Source organism: Taklimakanibacter albus (genome assembly GCF_016595235.1).
Taxonomy (GTDB): Bacteria; Pseudomonadota; Alphaproteobacteria; order Rhizobiales; family Aestuariivirgaceae; genus Taklimakanibacter; species Taklimakanibacter albus.
Genome location: NZ_JAENHL010000007.1, coordinates 1,155,952 through 1,175,418 on the forward strand (window position 1 = coordinate 1,155,952; position 19,467 = coordinate 1,175,418).

The following is a 19,467-nucleotide window of genomic DNA, read 5'->3' on the forward strand; positions in this document are numbered from 1 at the left end:
TAAACTATGCGGAAAAATGAACGCAAATCCCTAAAAAACCGTGGATTGCAGAGGTTAAGAATGTCGTAAGGGAATCTGATGGGTTTTAGCCAATAGGCGACGCGCGAGAATGGCATTGCCATCCCCGCGCGCCAGATCCGGAGCTTTAGGTCGATCCGACCTTAAAGTGATCGTGATCTAAGCAGCCTCAGCGCATTGGCGGTCACCAGCACCGTGGCGCCGGTATCGGCCAGAATGGCGATCCACAAACCGGTCGTGCCCATGACGGTGGTGACCAGGAACACCGCCTTGAGGCCGAGCGCGATCGTCACATTCTCGCGGATGATGCTGAGCGTGCGCCGCGACAGGCGGACGAGCGCCGCCACATCGCTGACCCGGTTGTTCAGCACCGCCGCATCCGCCGCTTCGAGCGCCACATCGGTGCCCGAGCCCATGGCGATGCCGACAGTGGCGGCGGCGAGCGCCGGCGCATCATTGATGCCGTCGCCGACCTTGGCGACGCCACCCTCGGCGGCGAGCTTCTTGATGAAAGCGAGCTTGTCCTCGGGCAGGAGCTCGGCATTGACTTCCATGCCGAGCGTCTTGCCGATCGCCTCGGCATTGGCGCGGTTGTCGCCGGTGAGCATCACAGTGCGGATGCCGAGTGAGGCAACATCCTTGAGGCCCGCAACCGCATCGGCGCGCGGCTCATCGCGCAGCGCAATAAGGCCCAGCACCTTGCCGCCCGATTGCACGACCGACACACTCTTGCCTTCCGCCTCGAGATTGCGGGCGCGGGTCAGCACGTCGACGCTGGTGACGCCGAGCCTGGCCGGCGCGCCGATGGTGACGATCTGGCCGTCGACTGTGGCGTTGAGGCCTTTGCCGGGCAGCGCTTCCGAATGGCTCGCCGGCGTGAAGGCGATCTTGCGCGCTTTGGCTTCCGCCACAATCGCCGCGGCGAGCGGATGGGAGGAGGACGACTCCGCCGCCGCGGCGAGTTTGAGCACGCCCGCCTCATCGAGATCGGCGAGCGGCACGATATCGGTGACCTTGGGCTTGCCTTCGGTGAGCGTGCCGGTCTTGTCGAAGGCGATCGCCTTGACCTTGCCGATCGCTTCGAGGACACCGCCACCCTTGACGAGGAGGCCGCGCCGGGCGCCGGCCGCCAGCGCCGAGGCGATCGCCGCCGGCGTCGAGATGACGAGCGCGCAGGGGCAGCCGATCAGCAACAACGCCAAGGCGCGATAGATCCAGGTCGACCAGTCCTGGCCCCAGACGAGGGGTGGAAGGATCGCCACCAGGATCGCCACGGCGCAGATGGCCGGCATGTAATAGCGCGAGAAAGTATCGATGAAGCGCTCGGTCGGCGCCTTGGCATCGGCCGCTTCCTCGACGAGACGCACCACGCGCGCGATGAGCGTGTCCTCGGCCGGCTTCTCCACCCGGCAGCGCAGCATCGCCTCCGTATTGATCGAGCCGGCGAGCACCGTATCGCCCGGCTCCTTCACGCGCGGCACCGATTCGCCGGTGAGCGCCGATTCATCGAGCGACGAGGTGCCCGAGATCACCGTGCCGTCGGCCGGCACGCGGTCGCCCGGCCGCACCACCACGATAGAGCCGATCGCGATCTGCGCGATCGGCATCTCGACCAGGCCGTTGCGGGTTTCGACCATTGCCGTCTTGGGCGCGATATTGGCGAGCGCCTTGATGCCGGAGCGGGCGCGGCCGGCGGCCACCCCTTCCAGCAATTCACCCACCGCGAAGAGGAAGACGACGAGGGCCGCTTCCTCGGTGGCGCCGATGACGATGGCGCCGATGACCGCGATGGTCATCAGCATCTCGATGGTGAAGACGGAGCCGTAACGCGCCGCCATGAAGGCGCGCTTGACCACCGGAATGGCGCCCGCCGCACAGGCGGCGAGGAATACATAGTAGGAAGCCTCGGGAATGACCTGGGTCGCGGCATAGGCGGCGGCGATCAACGCGCCTGAAATGAGGACGAGCCGGCCTTTGGCCGATTGCCACCAGCTGACGTCCACCGGTTTGGCGTGATCGTCGGGAGACGCGGCCGCGGCGACGGCCGCAACCGCGGGCTGGCCGTGATCATGATCGTGAGCATGGCCGTTGCAGCTGCCGTGATCATGATCATGCGTGTCCGGGGCTTTCGCCGCCGGAGCGGCGGAAGCGCCAAGCGGCGCGACACTATAACCGAGGCTCTTGACCGTGGCGGTGACGTCGGCGGCGCGTTCGAGCGTAGCCAATGTCACGGTGAGCGTCTCGCTCGTCAGGCCGACCTTGACGTCGCTGGCGCCGTCGATGCGGGCGACCGCGACCTCGATCTTGCGGGCGCAGCTGGCGCAGTCCATGCCGCTGATCTTGAATTTCTGCACCAGCGGCTCTTTCGCCACCGGCGCATGATCATGATGATGGCCACCACAGCTGCTGTGATCATGATCATCCTGATGCGCGGGCTTCGCTGCCGGAGCGACGGCGGATCCGCCGACGGGGGCGATGCCATAGCCGAGGCTCTTGACCGTGGCGGTCACCTCGGCGGCATGTAGCGCCTCGGCGAGAGTCACAGTCAGGGTTTCGCTGGTCACACCGACCTTGACATCGCTGGCGCCTTTGACGCGGCCGACCGCCACTTCGATCTTGCGGGCGCAACTGGCACAGTCCATGCCGGTGATCTTGAATTTCTGGATTTGGGGTTCTCTTGACATCATGATCAAGGCGTACAATCTCTAGCCACTAGAGATACAAGAGGAAATATACATGGCCGGCTTCACCATAGGGAAGCTCTCCGAGGCGACCGACACCAAGGTCCAGACCATCCGTTATTATGAGAGCATCGGGCTCATGGCCCCCTTCACCCGCACCGAAGGCGGCCACCGGCTCTACGATATCGATGACAGGAAAAGATTAACCTTCATCCGCCATGCCCGCGAGCTCGGCTTCTCGATCGACGCCATCCGGGAGCTGTTGAGCCTCTCAGACAATCCGCAGACGAGCTGCGAGCGAGCCGACGACATCGCAAGCCGCCAGCTCGACGAAGTGGAGCAGCGCCTCAAGCGGCTCAGGGCCCTGCAGAAGGAACTGAAGCGCATGGTGACCGAATGCGGCCATGGCCGCGTCTCGGACTGCCGCGTCATCGAGGTCCTGAGCGATCACCGGCTCTGCCAGACATCGCATTGAGCCATCTTTGATCTGACCGTCATCGCAGCTTCATCTTCGCGGCCCTAGATCACGTTCCTGTGAGTTACCTCAGGAGCGCGACATGACCGACATGACGGCGGGTGCATCGGGTCGACAGACCCGTCCCGATCTCGACCAGGGCCTCAATCTGATCAGTGTGATCTTGTTCGGCGGCGTGCTCGCCGCCGGACTGCTGTTCACCGCCTACAGCCTTTATGTGGATATTTCCGAAGCGGGCACGTCGGTGCGCACCTACCTGCCCTTCCTGCTGCTCGGCGTCGCGCTTCTGATCGCGCTCGGCTTCGAATTCGTCAACGGCTTTCACGACACTGCCAATGCGGTGGCGACCGTCATCTACACCCACGCGCTGCCGGCCAATGTCGCGGTCGTGTGGGCGGGTGTGTTCAACTTTTTGGGCGTCATGGTGTCGACCGGCGCCGTCGCCTTCGGCATCATCTCGCTGCTCCCCGTCGAGCTCATTTTGCAGGTCGGCAGCAATGCCGGCTTCGCCATGGTCTTCGCGCTGCTCATCGCCGCGATCATCTGGAATCTCGGCACCTGGTATCTGGGCCTGCCGGCATCGAGCTCGCATACGCTGATCGGCTCGATCATCGGCGTCGGCGTCGCCAATGCGCTGATGCACGGCCATGACGGCACCTCGGGCGTCGACTGGTCGAAGGCGACGGAGATCGGCTGGTCGCTGCTGCTCTCGCCGCTCGTCGGCTTCATCGCCGCCGCCATTCTGCTCCTCGCCCTCAAATTCGTGATCCGCAATCCGGCGCTCTATCAGGAGCCGAAAGGCAACCAGCCGCCGCCCTGGTGGATCCGCGGCCTGCTCATTCTCACCTGCACCGGCGTCTCCTTCGCCCATGGCTCGAATGACGGGCAGAAGGGCATGGGCCTCATCATGCTCATCCTCATCGGCACGGTTCCGACGGCCTACGCCCTGAACCGCGCCATGCCGGACACGCAGATGGTTGAGTTCGGCAAGACCTCGGCCGCCGCAGCCGAGGTGATCGAGCGGAAGTCCTCAGGTTTCACCATCCCGGGCGGCAATCCGCGCGCCGCGGTGACGGCCTATGTGAGCGAGCGTCAGATGAGCGAGGCCACTTATCCCGCCCTCGCCGGCCTGGTGAAGGAAATCTCGCAGCAGGTCGGCGGCTATGGCTCGATCAAGAAGGTGCCGGCGGAGGCCGTCGGCAACACCCGCAACGACATGTATCTCGCTTCCGAGGCGATCCGCTTCCTGCTCAAGGACAAGGCGAATGATTTGAGCAAGGAGGAAGTGGTGACGCTCGGCGCCTATAAGAAGTCGCTCGACGGCGCCACCAAATTCATCCCGCTGTGGGTCAAGGTGGCGGTGGCGATCGCCCTCGGCCTCGGCACCATGATCGGCTGGAAACGCATCGTGGTGACGGTCGGCGAGAAAATCGGCAAGAGCCACATGACCTATGCGCAAGGCGCCTCCGCCGAGCTCGTCGCCGCCAGCACGATCGGCGCCGCCGACATGCTGGGCCTGCCGGTCTCGACCACGCATGTGCTCTCATCCGGTGTCGCCGGCACCATGGCCGCGAACGGCTCCGGCCTGCAAATGGCGACGGTGCGCAACCTGCTGCTCGCCTGGGTGCTGACCTTGCCCATCGCGATCATGCTCTCGGGCTCGCTTTATTATCTCTTCGCCACGGTATTCTGATCACGAAAAAGCCGGGCGCCTCTCACCAGGGCGCCCGGCTTCTTTTTGTCGAAGCTCTACGGCTTCAGATAATCATGAACCACGCGGCCATAGGGCAACGTCAGGTCGGCGATGAAATGATGGGCGCCGATGATCTTCCTGACCGGCAAATCGGCGACCGGCGCATTGACATGCGGCACGAGATGGAGCCGGCCAGGGCCGAGCCATGAGCCTTTGACGGTGATGTCGGTGAGATTATAGGCGACGAGCTGACAGATATCGTGGCGGCCATCCTCGCCCGGAATGATCTTCAGATTGACCTGGGTCTTGCTCAATATCGCGGTGGTCTTCTCGCCATTGCCGCTCATCGCCTCGTGCTTGTAGCCCATGGTGCCCATGGCGACGAGCTGGCCGCCATAGTCGAGCGTGCCGGTCAGCGTGTCCTTCACTACCTCGAGTTTCGGATGGGCGTATTTCTTGGGAAACCCCCAGATCTCGCGGCCGGCGACGATCGGCGGATCATCGTCGAGATACATCTGTGAGACGAACCCCACATCTTCACCCTTGAAACGGCAGGGAATGACGATGCCCGTCTCTGTGTAAGTGCCGAAACCCGAGCTGTCCGGCATCTTGATCCATTCGTAGTTGACGAGTGGCCGCTCGACCGGCTCGAGCGGTTCGGGCAGTTGAGCGCGGATGATATCGGCGTCTGTCTCATAGGTGATGACCATGTATTCGCGGTTGATGAAGCGGTACGGGCCCTTGGGATAGCTCGGCCCCGCGAGCGGCATGGACGGCAGATTCAGAATATCGGCGACGCGCATGAGAGTTCCCTTCCCTCGCTTCAGTGACAGGTCCAGCCGCCATCGATGGGTATCGTGGCGCCGGTGATCGAGGCAGCCTCGTCGCTGCACAGGAACAATACGAGGGCCGCGACCTCCTCGACAGTGACAAAGCGTTTAGTCGGCTGCGCCGCCAGCAGCACATCGCGGATGACGGCCTCTTCGGAAATGCCGCGCGCTTTCGCCTGCTCGGGGATCTGCTTCTCGACCAGAGGTGTGAGCACATAACCGGGGCAGACGGCATTCGCCGTCACGCCAAACTCGGCACCTTCGAGCGCCACCGTCTTGGTGAGTCCGGCGATGCCGTGCTTGGCGGCGACATAGGCGCTCTTGAACGGCGACGCCACCAGCGCATGGGCTGAGGCGATCTGCACGATGCGGCCGAAATTGCGCTGCTTCATGCCCGGCAGCACATGGCTGATGGCGTGGAACGACGCCGACAGATTGATGCTCAGGATCTGGTCCCATTTCTCCGGCGGGAATTCCTCGATCGGCGCCACATATTGGATGCCGGCATTGTTGACGAGGATGTCGACCTTGCCGAAGGCCTGCTCGGCGGTGGTGATCATCTCCGCAATCGCGTCCGGCCGACTCATATCGGCGCCACTGAACAGGACCTCGACGCCGTATTTGTCGGCCATCTCCGCCCTGACCGCCTCGACGTCCTCGGCCTTGCCGAGCCCGTTCAGCATCACATCATGTCCCGACCGCGCCAGGGCTTCGGCTATGGCAAGCCCGATGCCGCTGGTCGATCCGGTGACGATAGCGCTTCTTTCAGCCGTCATGTCGCAACCCTCTTTTGATGGAGAAACGAGCTAAGTCGGCTTTCATTGAAGTCATGTGACGGCGCGGCGTCATGTGCGTGTCACACCGGCTTGGTTTGCTGAAGTCCAGAGCAACGCGCCCGGGACGGATCATGGACAAGCAGGTCGAACGGCAGAACGGCAAGGCGAAACCTCTAAGCTGGCGGCCTGAGCGCTGCGCCCGCATCGCCCTCATCTTCCAGGGCGGCGGCGCGCTCGGCGCCTATCAGGCGGGCGTCTATCAGGCGCTGCATGAAGCCGAGATCGAGCCCGACTGGGTGACCGGCGTGTCGATCGGCGGCATCAACGCCGCCATCATCGCCGGCAATTCGCGCGAGCAGCGCCTTCCGCGCCTGCGTGAATTCTGGGAGCGCATCACCGCGCGCAAGATCTGGGCCTACACGCCGGACGGCGACATGTTCCGGCGCATGCGCAACTCGATCAGCTCCTATATGACGCTCGCCGACGGACAGCCCGGCTTCTTCCGCCCGCATGCCTTCAATCCCTGGACAAGCCCCGCCGGCGCCAAGACCGCGACGAGCTTCTATGACACCTCGCCTTTGCGCGAGACGCTTCTCGACCTCGTCGATTTCTCGCTCATCAACGAGCGTCGCTCGCGCTTCTCGGTCGGCGCCGTCAATGTGATGACCGGCAATTTCGTCTATTTCGACAATCGCGACGAAGAGATCACGCCCGAGCATGTGATGGCGAGCGGCGCGCTGCCGCCGGCACTTCCGATGGTGAAGATCGGCACCGACTATTTCTGGGACGGCGGCATCGTCTCAAACACGCCGCTGCAGCATCTGCTCGAGCAGGAGGACGATCTCAACTCGCTGGTCTTCCAGGTCGATCTGTTCTCGGCCCGGGGCGCCTTGCCGCGCGAGATGGCCGATGTCATGGCGCGCCACAAGGACATCATGTATTCGTCTCGCACGCGCTACAACACCGACATGTACCGCAAGATCCAGAAATGGAAGCAGCGCGCCCATGCGGCGCTGGCGCGTATTCCGAAGAAGAACCAGACCCCCGACGAGGCGCGCTGGATCAAGGAGCTCTCCGACCTGCCCGAACTCACCATCATCCATCTCATCTACCAGCAGAAGGCCTATGAGGGCCACGCCAAGGACTATGAGTTCTCCGGCACCTCGATGCGCGAGCACTGGCAGTCGGGCTACGAGGACACCCAGAACACGCTGAAACAGCGCCAGTGGCTGGAGCTGCCGCCCGATGGCGGCGGCATCTGGGTGCATGACGTGCACCGGTTGGCTGAGGGCCTGCGCCGCGGCGCGTGAATTCGCCTTGCGCCGTCCGGAGCGAAGCCCTTAGATGGCTGCCGGGGGTCGGCAATAAGGGATGGCGCATGTCGGACCTCACCCCCTCTCATATCCTGCAGATCGGCATGGGCTTCTTCGCCTCGAAGACGCTCCTGTCGGCGATCGAGCTGAAGCTCTTCACCGCGCTCGCCCGCGGCCCCATGACGGCCGCGGAGATCGCCGGGAGCCTCGCCCTGAACGCGCGCGCGGTGCCCGACTTCCCCGATGCGCTGGTCGCCTTGGGGCTACTCGACCGCGCCGGCAACGGGGCTGATGCCCGTTACGCCAACACGCCGGAAGGCGCGCTCTTCCTCGACGCCAACAGCCCCGCCTATGTCGGCGGCATATTGGAGATGGCCAATGCGCGGCTCTATCGCTTCTGGGCGGATCTGACCGAGGCTTTGCAGACCGGCAAGCCGCAGAATGAGACCAAACATTCGGGCGAGCCGATGTTCGCCAAGCTCTATGAGGTGCCGGAGCGGCTCGAGCAGTTCATGAACGCCATGTCCGGCATCTCGGCCGGCAATTTCCGCGCCTTTGCCCAGAAGTTCGACTTCTCGGCCTATCGCACATTGTGCGATGTCGGCGGCGCCACCGGCCAGCTGTCCTGCATGGTCGCCGCCGCCCAGCCGCATATGAGCTGCACGAGCTTCGATCTGCCCAATGTCGTGCCGATCGCCACCCGCAAGATCGCGCAAGCGGGCTTGAGCGATCGTGTGAAGGCGGTGGGTGGCGACTTCTTCGCCGATCCTCTGCCGCGCGCCGACGTCATCACCATGGGCATGATCCTGCATGACTGGAATCTCGAAAAGAAGAAGCAGCTGATCGCCAAGGCCTATGAAGCGCTGCCCGAAGGCGGCGCCTTCGTCGTCATCGAGGCCCTGATCGACGACGAGCGCCGCAAGAATGCCTTCGGCCTTCTGATGTCGCTCAACATGCTGATCGAGTTCGGTGACGCCTTCGATTACACCGGCGCCGATTTCGAGGGCTGGTGCCGTGCGGCCGGCTTCCGCCGCTTCGCCGTCATCCCGCTGGCCGGCCCCTCGAGTGCGGCAGTGGCCTATAAATAGGGCCGGAGATTTGCAGCGGAACTCCCCTGCAGATCTGCAGCGGATTTACAGGGGATTAGCAGCGGATCTACAGGGATCTGCAGGGAACTCCCGAATTCCGCTGTTCCTCTTCTCCAGACAAACCATGGCAATGTGCGCGATGGCAAGTGGAACTATTGCGAGGTCTCGACCGGACATGCCCGGCCGGGCTCGACCTGCCACTGCGCCGGATCGATGACCGGGCCTTGCTGGCAGATCGACATCTTGTCGCTGAGCGTGCCCGTGACCTTGCCGTAGGTGCCGGGCTCCGGCGCCGGCTGCGCCGCCGTGATGTCATAGGTCTTGCCGTCTTCGGCCTTGAGGATCATGCAGCTCGCCTCGACGCCGGAGGCCGCGCAGCCCGATACGGAAATCTCCTCGGCGAGCGCCGGCAATGCCGCGACGACAAAGACCGAAGTAAGAATGAGGCGCAGTTTCATGAGGCGTTCCTCCTCTTGGTCGGCGATGTTATAGGTACCATACCCAGCTCATCATTTCTCAATAGTGGGCCAGAGAGCCGCTATTGTTCGGCAGGCATTCTCAAGGTCTTTCATGCGCCTGGTGTTTGAGTCCGGGGCACAGAAGACCTCCCCATGCTGGACGTCAATTGACATGCAGAGCTTGTTGGTAGGCTGTCGGTTTGAGCTAATATTCTGGTCGACATGAAGCCTTGCCATGGTCGCCACGTACAGCCCCATTTCCTTTCGCTTGGCCTTGGCAGGGTCGGTGTCAGCGTCATCTTGGGTCATCCGTAGAATTGCAGCACCGATTTGCTCGTGTCCCTTGGTGCTGCCATGTACCAGCATGTCGGCATACACCGAGACCTCAACCCCGCCGAGCTTCAGCTTGGCCTGTTTCAGGGGGACCGATTGGAAATCATATCCCTTCAGCTTGTTGGCCATACCCTGAATGGCATGCAGCACCTCAATGGACTGCTTGGCGTCATCCTGCGCCAAAGAGCTTTGGGACGGGTCGATAGCTCGCTGGGCAAGCATTTGTTCCGCTGTCGCGAGGGGATTCACAGAACGAATCGGGTCTGTTAAATGTGCGACCAGTGGTGGTCGTGCGTCCCGATAGCGAATTACAACCGATTTCTGCGGAAACTTCGCCCGACGAATGATCCCCATACGAGCGGTGTCCGAAGACACCATAAACAGTGCCAAGTCGTTCACGGAAATTCGTGGACCTTTAGAGGTGACGGCCATGGATCAAATCCTCGCTAGCGCGAATCTGGACAACGGGCGAAGTATTCACGTTGCGTCACTTTCTCGTCAAACGATTCTTGAGGCGGGCGCGAGTCACATGGGATTTGAAGGCTATTTTGTCTTTGAATGCTGTGACACAGCCGAAACAAAGGGTATCGACGTCTTAGGCAAGGCGACGTCCTTAGAGGCTGCCTTTCGACTTATCGACTTATGGCGGCAGAAGTAGGCTGCTGCCTCCTATTGCTTGGCGGGCTTCTTGGTCGCCACCATTCTTTCAATATCTGGTCAAAGGCGGTGGCGCTGTCATCTGCACCAAGCTCCCGAGCGGCTTCTTAAACCGCTCCGACTGTTTCTTGCCCTTGATTTTTGGGCGGCGTTTTTGCTTTTCGCCTTTCGTCCCATAGGGCGCCTTTCATTGGCCGGCAGTCGTGTATTTCAGCCTCTTTCCGACAATGCGCAATCCGCGCGCGCAACATCATTGACGCCAAGCCGAACACGATTGTTATAGCGGAAATCGAATTCCGCCAAATAGCAGGGCAAGTGCTTCTCTGAGCAATGCTGATAGACGCCCTTCATGCCGCACTTGAAGATGCTGAAAAAGCCTTCAATGGTGCTCTTGTGCACATCGCCGCGCACGTCTCGCGCTTATGGTTCACTGAACCGTGCTCAGCAACGTGCTTCTTGAGGCGATAGCGGTATGTGCTGTTTGCGCCCGTCATCTCCGCGCGTTCCGCTTTGATGTTCCGCAACACAATAGGCATCACTTGCGCGACCGTCGTGTCTTCCATATGGAAGCTGCGAGACTGGCTCGTGTTGTGGTTCACCAACATGAGCCGTGTTCTTATGTACGCAACCGCCCACGGGCTTGGCGATGTATGGCAAGCGACCGATGAACGTCTCGTCAATCTCCACAGTCTCGCCTGCGTCGCCCATCGGCCCCAAGCCGAGCGTCCGCATCGCCTCGCGGATGCGGTGTGACATGAACCACGCCGTCTTGAGCGTGACGCCAAGAATGCGATGAAGTCTGATTTGAGCTGACGCCCTTCTTTCTGGCCGTCATCAGATGCACGGCCTGAAGCCAGAGGCGCAGCGGGACTTGGCTCGCTTTAAAGACCGTTCCGACCGTCGCCCGGAAGGGCTTGCGGCACTGGTAGCACTATAGACGCCGATCCGGGTGGACTTGCCCTTCATCTTGCTGATGCGGTCCGCGCCCCCCGCAATGCGGACAGACAGGGGCGGTCAGCCAGATGCGAGCCTCCAGATAAGCAAAGGCTGCTTCCTCGTCATGGAAGTGCTTGGCATCTGAGACAGTATTTTCCACTTTTTGGGGACGTCAAGTGCTTTCGCCTCCAGTAACGCTATCCAAAGTTCATACACAGTACGGAATACTTCCAGCGCCGCATCCTCGGCGTCGGCAGCAAGGCCAATGGCCAGATTTGCGCCTTTTGGGCTCACTCCTAGCCATCCAGCGCAGGCGGGGGAATGAGATTCGGGCGAATCTGGGAGGCAACTCCATCGACCACGTTCTTGGATCCATCATCACGATATGGTTACTCTCATCATGAGTACGTAATATTTATTTGAAAAATCAAATACTTAAAAATACGGACAGAAAACAAATACACATATTGCATTGTACTGTACGCCAATATATAAGCTGGCGGACAGAACGAACGGAGCTTCAGCAATGGCCGTAACCGCAAATGGTCCCGCACCGTACGCCCCCAGCAGGGCGGTGCTTGAGCTGGTCACGCGTCACCGCGATCGTGGTCTGCCTGCCCCGGTCAATGCCGACACCCTATTGCGCGCCGGGATATCTGAAAGCCTCATCACCCGAACCCTTCAGGCGTTGCAGGTCCTCGACTTGATTGACGAGAACGGCGCTCCGAGTCCGGTCTTTGAGGGAATCCGCCGCGCGCCGCAGGCCGAATACAAGATGCGCCTTCAGGAGTGGCTGAAGGCCGCATATCAAGATGTCTTCGCTTTCGTTGACCCTTCCAAGGATGACGCGACGCAGATTCGAGACGCCTTCCGCAATTATCAGCCGACCGGCCAGCAGGACAGGATGGTGACTCTGTTCACGGGCCTCTGTGCCGCCGCAGGTCTCATGCCTGAGAAAGCGCAAACCGCGCCGCCCAAGTCCAATGGCGGCGCAACTCAGACTCGTCGCCCGCCTGCATCACCAGCCAAACCCAAGAGCAAGACACCCCCGCCACCGGCTTTTGTTCAATCCCCAACGCCCGGCTTACCGCCTGCCTTGAGCGGGCTCCTTGCGAGCTTGCCGAACAACGGCTCGGGCTGGACCCAAGACAAGCGAGATAAGTTCATCGCCACCTTCGGTGCGGTGATCGACTTCGTCTACCCGATTGTCGAAGACGAGGACCAAGATGACGAAGGCGACGCCGACCAGTAGATCGACATCGCCTTAGAGCTACCCCCTTGGTAAGGGGGCAAGAGCCTCCCGCCGCGATTGGTTCCGGACCGACGCGGCGGTGAGGTGCACAAGCTGCCTTCTCGGTATGAAGGCGTGAGCCGCCACACATGACCAGCTTCGAGGTCGGCATGTGTGGCGGTGCTGTTTTATATCAGATTTGGACGACTCTGTCGAATTTCGCCGCAGGTACCGCATCTACAACATCGCCTCTTGATCCAAGCGCAAGCGTGGCCGCCGCTCAAGGCAACATTAAGTCACTCCGGCGGATAGTTCCTTAGCCACACCGCCTTGAGCTTCGGCAGATCATCACATTTGCGCCCCGCCGCGAAGACCTTCGGCGCGTTCTCCTCGAACCAGGGTTCACGCGGGCGCCAGCGCGTCATGGCGCAGAAATAGATATCGAGCGCCGAGAACCGCTTGCCCAGGAACCACGGCGCCTTCGCCTCGGCCTCGACCATGCTCCACAGCGTCTTCTGATACTCGTCGATATTGGCGCGGAACCCCTTGGCCGCCTTCTCGCCCGGAACGAAGCGCCCCGGCACGTCGGCATAGGTGAAGGTCGGATAGATATTGGCGACGATGAAGACGAGCCAGCGCAGAAAACGCGGCCGGGTCGTGTCGGTCGGCTCCGGCACGAGATCGAAGCTTTTCGCCGCATCGGCAAGATGGAGCGTGATCGCGGCACTTTCCGTCATCACCTGGCCGTCGGGCAGGATGAGGGTCGGATATTGCGGCAGCGGATTGAGCTTCGCCAGCTTCCAGCGCGCCTTGTCGTCCTCGAAGAGGTCGCCGTCATCGACGAAGTCGTAAGGCAGCCCGTACCAGTCGAGCTGCGCCTCGGTAAGAACCGAGCCCCAGCCCGGCCGTCCATGCAGGATATAGCGTTTCACATTGACCACCCGTCAGGAAGAGCTGCAATCAGCATGAGGCTTGTGACCGCATGCCGGCTTTCGACAGCGTCGCGATCGAAGCGGTATGTGCATATCGCACCGTGCGGCGGGCGTGAAGCCCTGGCTTCATAGCGGATCCGAATTGGCCGCTTCCCGGGAAAATGCCCTAGCGGCGGTACGATCGGCTGGCAGGTTCAGGTGTTATTCTTCACGACGGCAAGGGCGATGGAGATGACGAGCAGGAGCGGGCCGATCCATCTGAGCGCCATTCCGAAGCGGGCCTGCCACTGCTCGCGGGCGATCTGATCCTTCGCCGGCATCTGCAGATAGCCGAAGCCGGTCGCTGTGGCCCACAGGCCGGCACAGAACATGATGATTTCATCGATATAGTTCGCGATCATGGGCACCCCTCGCTGATCATTCGCCAGGGATGTTAGGCGGTGAGATTCCAATCGGCGAGTGAAATCCGGAAGCCAGCCCTCCTCATGACATTGTTCCCTACCCCCGCGCCCGAAGCGCCGCAGTCAGCGGCAACCTTGTGGCGGCGAAAGCGGGTAAGGCACCGCCGAGGATGCCGATGGCGAGGCCGAGCAGACCCGATGTCACAAGAACATCGGGCGTGACGGCGAGCTGGAACGCCATGCTTGTATTGTTCGCCCCGATGGTGCTGGCCTGCCAGCCATTGAAGATCGCCCAAGAGGCGAAGAGGCCGAGGACGCCGCCGGCGCCCGCCAGCACGATCGCTTCGACCCAGGTGCCGAGAAAGGCCGAGAGGCGGCCGAAGCCCAGCGCGCGGACGGTGGCGATCTCGACGGTCCGGTCGGTGACGGAGCTCATCATCGTGTTGAGCGCACCCGCCGTCGCGCCCACCGCCATCAAGAGCGCCAGCGGCCAGCCGAACAGACGGATGAGGCTCGCGGTACGCCCCGATTGCGCGGCATAGAGATCGGCCTCGGACAGGACGACGAGCGGTGTCCCCGTGATCGTGGTGACCTTGTCCTGCAAAAGTTTGAGGGTGACCGGATCGGTGAGGCGGAGCTTCAAGCTCTGCACCTGTCCTTGCCGGTCGAAGGCGGCGCGCACCGCCTCGAGATCGGCCCACATCTCGGATTCGAACGCGCTGCCCTGGGCGGAGAAATGGCCCGCGACCGTCCAATCGACCGCGCCGAGGCGGATGACGTCGCCGACGGCGAGGCCGAACTCGTTGGCCAGACGGTCGCCGACAACGATCTCGCGGGCCCCGGGCGCGAAGAAGCGTCCTGCCGAAAGCTCGATGCGATCGCGGATCGACGGTCCGACCGCATCCATGCCGCGCAGCGCCAGCGTGCGTGCCGCGCCATCGGTGGTCTGTTTCACATCGACAGGCACGACGATCTCGCGGGACGCGACGAGCTGGCCGTCCGCATTGCGGGTGACACCCAGATCGCCGGTCATCGCGTCGAGCGTGCGGATGACGGAAGCGGGAATGTCCGAGCCGGTCTCCTGATTGGTGCCGCCGCCGAGAATGACGGCGACGGCGGGTGAGCCGGCGCCGTTCAGCGCCGTCTCGAAGCCCTTCGCCATGGCCAGGAACCCGGCGAGCACGCAGACGACGAGCGCGACCGACAGGATCATGGAAGTGGAAATCGCAAGACGCCGTGGGAGGCTGGACAAATTGGTCCGGATCATCACGAGCGCTTGTCTGCTGTGGGTGGACATGGGGGTTATCTCGTCCTGAAAGCTTTGATGATGGGGGTTCGCATCGCATTGAAGGCCGGCAGCGCGCCGGTCGCGAGGCCGAGAGCGGCGAGGATCGCCAGCGCCTTGGCGAGAACCGGCAACGACAGGACCAGTCCCAGTGCCGGGCCGGCAAGCAGGGTGGCGAGCTTCGCCAGAACCAGGCCGAGGCCGCCGCCCACGGCGAAGACGAAGAGCGTCTCGCCAAGAATGAGCGCCATGATCCCGCGGCGGGAGAAACCAAGCGTCTTCAGCACGCCGATCTCGAAGGTGCGCTCGCGCACGGCAAAGACCATCGTGTTGACGACGATCATCAGGAGGGTGACGAAGGCGGCGCCGACGACGAGATTTACGATCAGACCGGTATCGGCATATTGGCGCAGGAAGGCTTCCAGGAACTGCTTTTCCGATTGCGTGCGTGTCGGCGTGGCCGAGTTGGCGAAAAGCGTATCGATGCGGACGGCCAGCTCTCCCGGCGCGACGCCCGCATGCGGCCGCACGATGAAGGCATCCACAGTATCCTTGCCGCGCGCGCGGGCGGCGTTCACATAGTCGTAGCGGGCGATCATGAAATAGGTGTCGGTGGTGGCGTCTTCACCTTCGAAGATGCCGGCGATCTCGAAGCGCCATTCGCGGCCGCCATCCGCGCGCGCCATGTCGAAGGCCGTGACCGTTACGCGCTCGCCGACACGCCATCCTTGCGCTTCGGCCAAGGCACGGCCGACCAGCACTTTGTCGCGAGCCTGGCCGATCGCTTCCACCAGCGCCGGCGTCAGCCCGAGTCCCTTGCCGTTGACGGCCAGCAGCCGATCGGGATCGCCGGCGCTGATGGCGACGACGTTTTTCTCGACATCGACGAAACCGCGCAGCCGCATGACATATCCGACCGCCGCGACATCAGGGTCGGCGGCGATCCGCGCCATCATCGCCATCGGCAGCGGCTGCGTGCGCCCGCCGGCACTGGTCACGCCGAGAATGTCATCGCTGGCACCCGCGGTCCCTTGCGCGCCGTTGAGGAAACTTGCGGTCAGGCCATAGATCAGAAAAGCGACCGCGATCGAGACCATGAGAAGCACGGTGCGCAGCGGCTTGCGCCAGGCATTTTTGCGGGCGAGAGCGAAAAAGGTCATCAGGCGGCCCTCTTCTCTTCGACGAAATCGCCCTTGTCGAGATGCAGGGTGCGGCGGGCATAAAGGGCGGCCTGCGGGTCGTGAGTCACCATGACGATGGTCTTTTGCAGGTGCCGGTTGAGGAAACGCAGCATCTCCAGAACCTCGTCGGCGGATTTGCGGTCGAGGTCGCCGGTCGGCTCATCGCAGAGCAGCAATCCCGGATCGGAGACGATGGCGCGGGCGATGCCGATGCGCTGCTGCTGGCCGCCCGACATCAAGGCGGGATATTGTTTGGCGCGCCCGGCCAGCCCGACGAGATCGAGGACCTTGTCGACGCGGATGCGCCGCTCCTTCCGCGACAGAGGTTTGAGCAGCAGCGGCAGCTCGACATTCTCGGCCACGCTGAGCATGGGCAGCAGATTATAGAACTGAAACACGATGCCCATATTGTGCGCCCGCCAGGCGGCGCGCGCCGCCTCGCCCATCTGGTCGAGACGACTCGTGCCGATACGCAGCGTTCCCGAATCCGGACTGTCGATACCGGCCAGCATGTTGAGCAGCGTCGACTTGCCCGATCCGGAGGGGCCCATGACGGCGACGAAGTCGCCCTGTGGGATGGTGAGATCGAGCCCTGAGAAGATGGAGATCATCTCCCCGCCGATGCGGTACGCCCTCCTGACGCCGCTGAGCGCGATATAGGGAGCGATATTTTCTGTCATTGTGTTGGGTCTCCTGCTTCATCAAGGGTGATGCGGATGCGCGCCGCCATGTTCGGCCGAATGCCGTCGGGCGGGTCGGTGAGCGACAGGCGCAGCGAGACAGTGCCCTTTTCGGCGGAGACGACGGGCGCCAGCCGCAGGACCACGACGGCGAAGGGCCGGTCAGGGAAACCGTCGAGCACCGCCTGGCCGCGAAGACCCGGCTTCAGGGCGGCGATGGTGGTTTCCGCCACATCGGCATCGATCACCAGGCTTTTGGTATCGGTGATCGTAAGCAGGCTCTGGCGTTCGAGGACACTGTCGAGCCGCGCCAGCACCATGTCGCCGACATGGGCGTCGAGGCGGGTGACGGTGCCGGCGAAGGGCGCGCGAACGGAGAGTTCCGCCACCCGCTCCTCGGCGATGCGAATGGCGAGCCGGGCGCTGTCGACGGATTGGCGCACTTGCGCCACCGCATTCGACTCCCGCTCCGTCGCGGTCCGCGCGTCATCAAGCGCCTGCTTCGAGGCAGCGCCGCGGGCGGCGAGGATTTCGGCGCGGCCCAAAAGGGTGCGGGCGTGCGCCAGATCGATCTCGCGGGCGGCGAGAATGAGCTCGGCCTGATTCTTTGCGGCATTCGCCTGCTCGAGTGCAAACCGGGCGCCGGCATCTTCAAGGGTCACCAGGATCTGGCCCGCCGCGACCACATCGCCCGGCGTCACGGTGATTCTCGTGATCCTGCCTTCGTATTTCGCGAAAACCGCTGTCAAACGCGGCGCCACGACAAAGCCGGAGCCGGTGACCTCACGGGTGGCCGGAATGAGAGTGCGCACGGTCGATTGCTCCGCCAGGGGCGCGCTTTGGTCGTGCGTCGCCGCGGCGGGAGCGGTGGGGGCGCGCTCCGGTTCCCCAACCAGGTTTTCAAAGTGCTGAACCGCATCCGGCCAATAGAAGGCGGCCCCGAAGATCAGCGCGGAGAAACAGGCCGGCAGGGCAAGTCGCCGGAGCATCGACCTTTGCCGCGGGACGTCGAGGGGGACGGCTTCAAGCGTCAGCGACTTGAGCGTCTCGGCACGTCTTCGATCTTGTTCGGTGGCAATGTCGAAAGGGGCGTTCATGCCGGGCATCATCGCCCGCACAGGCTTGTAAACGAGACCTCAAACGCGTTTTGGGTCGTGCTCGATCATGATCCGGGACGGTCTGGCGTTCAAAACGTGCCTTTTGCGCGTCATCCTGATGATGCGACAGAACTCCTGGCTAAAGCTGGACGTGGCCTGGAAGACCTCGAACACGATCTTGGTCATGGCCGCACCCGTTTCCGCGAATGGAGCGCGTCAGCCTCGGCTGCTGTCCCTTCGAAGGAGCGAGACGTAACACATCTCGCGAACAGCAAAAACCCGCCGGCGATTGCTCGCGCGGCGGGTTTTAAAGAGATCGATGAAGAAGTTGTTTGCACATTGCGTCTGTCTTTTGCAGGCCTGGCAGCGACCTACTCTTCCGCGTCTTAAGACGAAGTACCATTGGCGCTGAGGCGTTTAACGACCGAGTTCGGGATGGGATCGGGTTCAGACACCTCGCCATAGCCACCAGGCCGGCGAAAGACAGACAATCAACTAGATTTTGCGCAATACCGAATGGGTATTGAAAATGAGAACGATCAAGCCGTTCGAACGATTAGTACCAGTAAGCTTCACGCCTTACGGCGCTTCCACACCTGGCCTATCAACGTGGTCGTCTTCCACGGTTCTCAAGGGAGAAATGGTTTTGAGGTGGATTTCCCGCTTAGATGCCTTCAGCGGTTATTCCGTCCGCACATAGCTACCCTGCTGTACCGCTGGCGCGATAACAGGTCCACCGGAGGTGCGTTCATCCCGGTCCTCTCGTACTAAGGACAAATCCTCTCAATTCTCCTACAATCACGGCAGATAGGGACCAAACTGTCTCACGACGTTTTGAACCCAGCTCACGTACCACTTTAATCGGCGAACAGCCGAACCCTTGGGACCTGCTCCAGCCCCAGGATGTGATGAGCCGACATCGAGGTGCCAAACGATTCCGTCGATATGGACTCTTGGGAATCATCAGCCTGTTATCCCCGGCGTACCTTTTATCCGTTGAGCGATGGCCCTCCTCACGTGGGGCCACCGGATCACTATGACCGTCTTTCGACTCTGCTCGACTTGTCAGTCTCGCAGTCAGGCAAGCTTATGCCATTGCACTCGACAGCTGATTTCCGACCAGCTTGAGCTTACCATCGCGCGCCTCCGTTACTCTTTGGGAGGCGACCGCCCCAGTCAAACTACCCACCATACACTGTCCCGGGCCCCGATAAGGGGTCGCGGTTAGACATCCATGTCAACAAGGGTGGTATTTCACATTTCGGCTCCACGAAAGCTAGCGCCTCCGCTTCAAAGCCTACCACCTATGCTACACATGCCAGCACGAATGCCAGTGTAAAGCTATAGTAAAGGTGCACGGGGTCTTTCCGTCTGACCGCAATTACCCCGCATCTTCACGGGG

16 protein-coding genes, 2 rRNA genes and 1 pseudogene (1 of these 19 only partly in view) are annotated in these 19,467 nt (G+C 62.2%); 5 read left to right on the forward strand and 14 right to left on the reverse strand.

Going from position 1 to position 19,467, the window contains the following annotated elements; genetic code table 11:
- Positions 1-161: 161 nt before the first annotated feature.
- A complete protein-coding gene (locus tag JHL16_RS17125) occupies positions 162-2,705 on the reverse strand; it encodes a heavy metal translocating P-type ATPase (RefSeq protein ID WP_348647229.1) in 2,544 nt (847 codons plus the stop codon).
- Between the two features lie 49 nt (positions 2,706-2,754).
- Here JHL16_RS17125 and JHL16_RS17130 point away from each other — a divergent pair, with 49 nt between their 5' ends.
- A complete protein-coding gene (locus JHL16_RS17130) occupies positions 2,755-3,174 on the forward strand; it encodes a MerR family transcriptional regulator (RefSeq protein WP_137856083.1) in 420 nt (139 codons plus the stop codon).
- A gap of 82 nt (positions 3,175-3,256) precedes the next feature.
- On the forward strand, positions 3,257-4,867 hold the full coding sequence (locus tag JHL16_RS17135) for an inorganic phosphate transporter (RefSeq protein ID WP_200186084.1): 1,611 nt from the start codon (positions 3,257-3,259) through the stop codon (positions 4,865-4,867).
- Between the two features lie 56 nt (positions 4,868-4,923).
- Here the strand turns inward: JHL16_RS17135 and JHL16_RS17140 are convergent, their stop codons facing one another.
- Both JHL16_RS17140 and JHL16_RS17145 read right to left on the reverse strand, forming a co-directional pair.
- Positions 4,924-5,670 carry an acetoacetate decarboxylase gene (locus JHL16_RS17140; protein WP_200186085.1) on the reverse strand — a complete coding sequence of 249 codons (747 nt, stop codon included), beginning with the start codon at positions 5,668-5,670 and terminating at the stop codon, positions 4,924-4,926.
- A gap of 20 nt (positions 5,671-5,690) precedes the next feature.
- Entirely contained in the window at positions 5,691-6,473 is a 783-nt protein-coding gene (locus JHL16_RS17145) for a 3-hydroxybutyrate dehydrogenase (protein ID WP_200186086.1), read from the reverse strand.
- A 131-nt stretch (positions 6,474-6,604) separates the two neighbouring features.
- Here JHL16_RS17145 and JHL16_RS17150 point away from each other — a divergent pair, with 131 nt between their 5' ends.
- Together JHL16_RS17150 and JHL16_RS17155 are read left to right on the forward strand one after the other, a co-directional pair.
- A complete protein-coding gene (locus JHL16_RS17150; RefSeq protein WP_200186087.1) occupies positions 6,605-7,783 on the forward strand; it encodes a patatin-like phospholipase family protein in 1,179 nt (392 codons plus the stop codon).
- 68 nt (positions 7,784-7,851) lie between these two features.
- Positions 7,852-8,874, forward strand: coding sequence for a methyltransferase (locus tag JHL16_RS17155; RefSeq protein WP_200186088.1), 1,023 nt, complete (start codon positions 7,852-7,854; stop codon positions 8,872-8,874).
- Between the two features lie 152 nt (positions 8,875-9,026).
- Here the strand turns inward: JHL16_RS17155 and JHL16_RS17160 are convergent, their stop codons facing one another.
- From JHL16_RS17160 to JHL16_RS17170, 3 genes and pseudogenes are all read right to left on the reverse strand, one after another.
- Complete coding sequence (locus tag JHL16_RS17160) at positions 9,027-9,332, reverse strand: hypothetical protein (RefSeq protein ID WP_200186089.1); 306 nt, start codon at positions 9,330-9,332, stop codon at positions 9,027-9,029.
- A 51-nt stretch (positions 9,333-9,383) separates the two neighbouring features.
- On the reverse strand, positions 9,384-10,097 hold the full coding sequence (locus tag JHL16_RS17165; RefSeq protein WP_200186090.1) for a hypothetical protein: 714 nt from the start codon (positions 10,095-10,097) through the stop codon (positions 9,384-9,386).
- Positions 10,098-10,509: 412 nt separating this feature from the next.
- Positions 10,510-11,418, reverse strand: a pseudogene (locus JHL16_RS17170) (IS1595 family transposase).
- 366 nt (positions 11,419-11,784) lie between these two features.
- Here JHL16_RS17170 and JHL16_RS17175 point away from each other — a divergent pair.
- Positions 11,785-12,510 (forward strand): DUF5343 domain-containing protein, encoded by a 726-nt coding sequence (locus JHL16_RS17175; protein ID WP_200186091.1) that lies wholly within the window; start codon positions 11,785-11,787, stop codon positions 12,508-12,510.
- A 275-nt stretch (positions 12,511-12,785) separates the two neighbouring features.
- Here the strand turns inward: JHL16_RS17175 and JHL16_RS17180 are convergent, their stop codons facing one another.
- From JHL16_RS17180 to JHL16_RS17215, 8 genes are all read right to left on the reverse strand, one after another.
- Positions 12,786-13,421 carry a glutathione S-transferase N-terminal domain-containing protein gene (locus JHL16_RS17180; RefSeq protein ID WP_200186092.1) on the reverse strand — a complete coding sequence of 212 codons (636 nt, stop codon included), beginning with the start codon at positions 13,419-13,421 and terminating at the stop codon, positions 12,786-12,788.
- A gap of 194 nt (positions 13,422-13,615) precedes the next feature.
- Entirely contained in the window at positions 13,616-13,822 is a 207-nt protein-coding gene (locus JHL16_RS17185; protein WP_200186093.1) for a hypothetical protein, read from the reverse strand.
- Between the two features lie 97 nt (positions 13,823-13,919).
- The gene (locus JHL16_RS17190; RefSeq protein ID WP_200186094.1) at positions 13,920-15,119 is read right to left on the reverse strand and encodes an ABC transporter permease; all 1,200 of its coding nucleotides are present in this window, start codon (positions 15,117-15,119) and stop codon (positions 13,920-13,922) included.
- 5 nt (positions 15,120-15,124) lie between these two features.
- Positions 15,125-16,267, reverse strand: coding sequence for an ABC transporter permease (locus JHL16_RS17195; RefSeq protein ID WP_200186095.1), 1,143 nt, complete (start codon positions 16,265-16,267; stop codon positions 15,125-15,127).
- Positions 16,267-16,968 carry an ABC transporter ATP-binding protein gene (locus tag JHL16_RS17200; protein WP_200186096.1) on the reverse strand — a complete coding sequence of 234 codons (702 nt, stop codon included), beginning with the start codon at positions 16,966-16,968 and terminating at the stop codon, positions 16,267-16,269. Before JHL16_RS17200 ends, JHL16_RS17195 begins: the two co-directional genes overlap by 1 nt.
- Positions 16,965-18,065 carry an efflux RND transporter periplasmic adaptor subunit gene (locus JHL16_RS17205; RefSeq protein ID WP_200186097.1) on the reverse strand — a complete coding sequence of 367 codons (1,101 nt, stop codon included), beginning with the start codon at positions 18,063-18,065 and terminating at the stop codon, positions 16,965-16,967. The genes JHL16_RS17200 and JHL16_RS17205 overlap by 4 nt, the downstream gene beginning before the upstream one ends.
- Before the next feature lie 358 nt (positions 18,066-18,423).
- Positions 18,424-18,538, reverse strand: a 5S ribosomal RNA gene (gene rrf, locus JHL16_RS17210).
- Between the two features lie 62 nt (positions 18,539-18,600).
- Positions 18,601-19,467, reverse strand: a 23S ribosomal RNA gene (locus JHL16_RS17215); it runs 1,877 nt beyond the window's last position.

Coding starts and splice junctions, on each gene's coding strand:
- JHL16_RS17205 (WP_200186097.1), bottom strand. CDS start 18,065: ATGAACGCCCCTTTCGACATTGCCACCGAACAAGATCGAAGACGTGCC.
- JHL16_RS17185 (WP_200186093.1), bottom strand. CDS start 13,822: ATGATCGCGAACTATATCGATGAAATCATCATGTTCTGTGCCGGCCTG.
- JHL16_RS17175 (WP_200186091.1), top strand. CDS start 11,785: ATGGCCGTAACCGCAAATGGTCCCGCACCGTACGCCCCCAGCAGGGCG.
- JHL16_RS17145 (WP_200186086.1), bottom strand. CDS start 6,473: ATGACGGCTGAAAGAAGCGCTATCGTCACCGGATCGACCAGCGGCATC.
- JHL16_RS17165 (WP_200186090.1), bottom strand. CDS start 10,097: ATGGCCGTCACCTCTAAAGGTCCACGAATTTCCGTGAACGACTTGGCA.
- JHL16_RS17155 (WP_200186088.1), top strand. CDS start 7,852: ATGTCGGACCTCACCCCCTCTCATATCCTGCAGATCGGCATGGGCTTC.
- JHL16_RS17130 (WP_137856083.1), top strand. CDS start 2,755: ATGGCCGGCTTCACCATAGGGAAGCTCTCCGAGGCGACCGACACCAAG.
- JHL16_RS17135 (WP_200186084.1), top strand. CDS start 3,257: ATGACCGACATGACGGCGGGTGCATCGGGTCGACAGACCCGTCCCGAT.
- JHL16_RS17195 (WP_200186095.1), bottom strand. CDS start 16,267: ATGACCTTTTTCGCTCTCGCCCGCAAAAATGCCTGGCGCAAGCCGCTG.
- JHL16_RS17190 (WP_200186094.1), bottom strand. CDS start 15,119: ATGTCCACCCACAGCAGACAAGCGCTCGTGATGATCCGGACCAATTTG.
- JHL16_RS17140 (WP_200186085.1), bottom strand. CDS start 5,670: ATGCGCGTCGCCGATATTCTGAATCTGCCGTCCATGCCGCTCGCGGGG.
- JHL16_RS17150 (WP_200186087.1), top strand. CDS start 6,605: ATGGACAAGCAGGTCGAACGGCAGAACGGCAAGGCGAAACCTCTAAGC.
- JHL16_RS17125 (WP_348647229.1), bottom strand. CDS start 2,705: ATGATGTCAAGAGAACCCCAAATCCAGAAATTCAAGATCACCGGCATG.
- JHL16_RS17200 (WP_200186096.1), bottom strand. CDS start 16,968: ATGACAGAAAATATCGCTCCCTATATCGCGCTCAGCGGCGTCAGGAGG.
- JHL16_RS17160 (WP_200186089.1), bottom strand. CDS start 9,332: ATGAAACTGCGCCTCATTCTTACTTCGGTCTTTGTCGTCGCGGCATTG.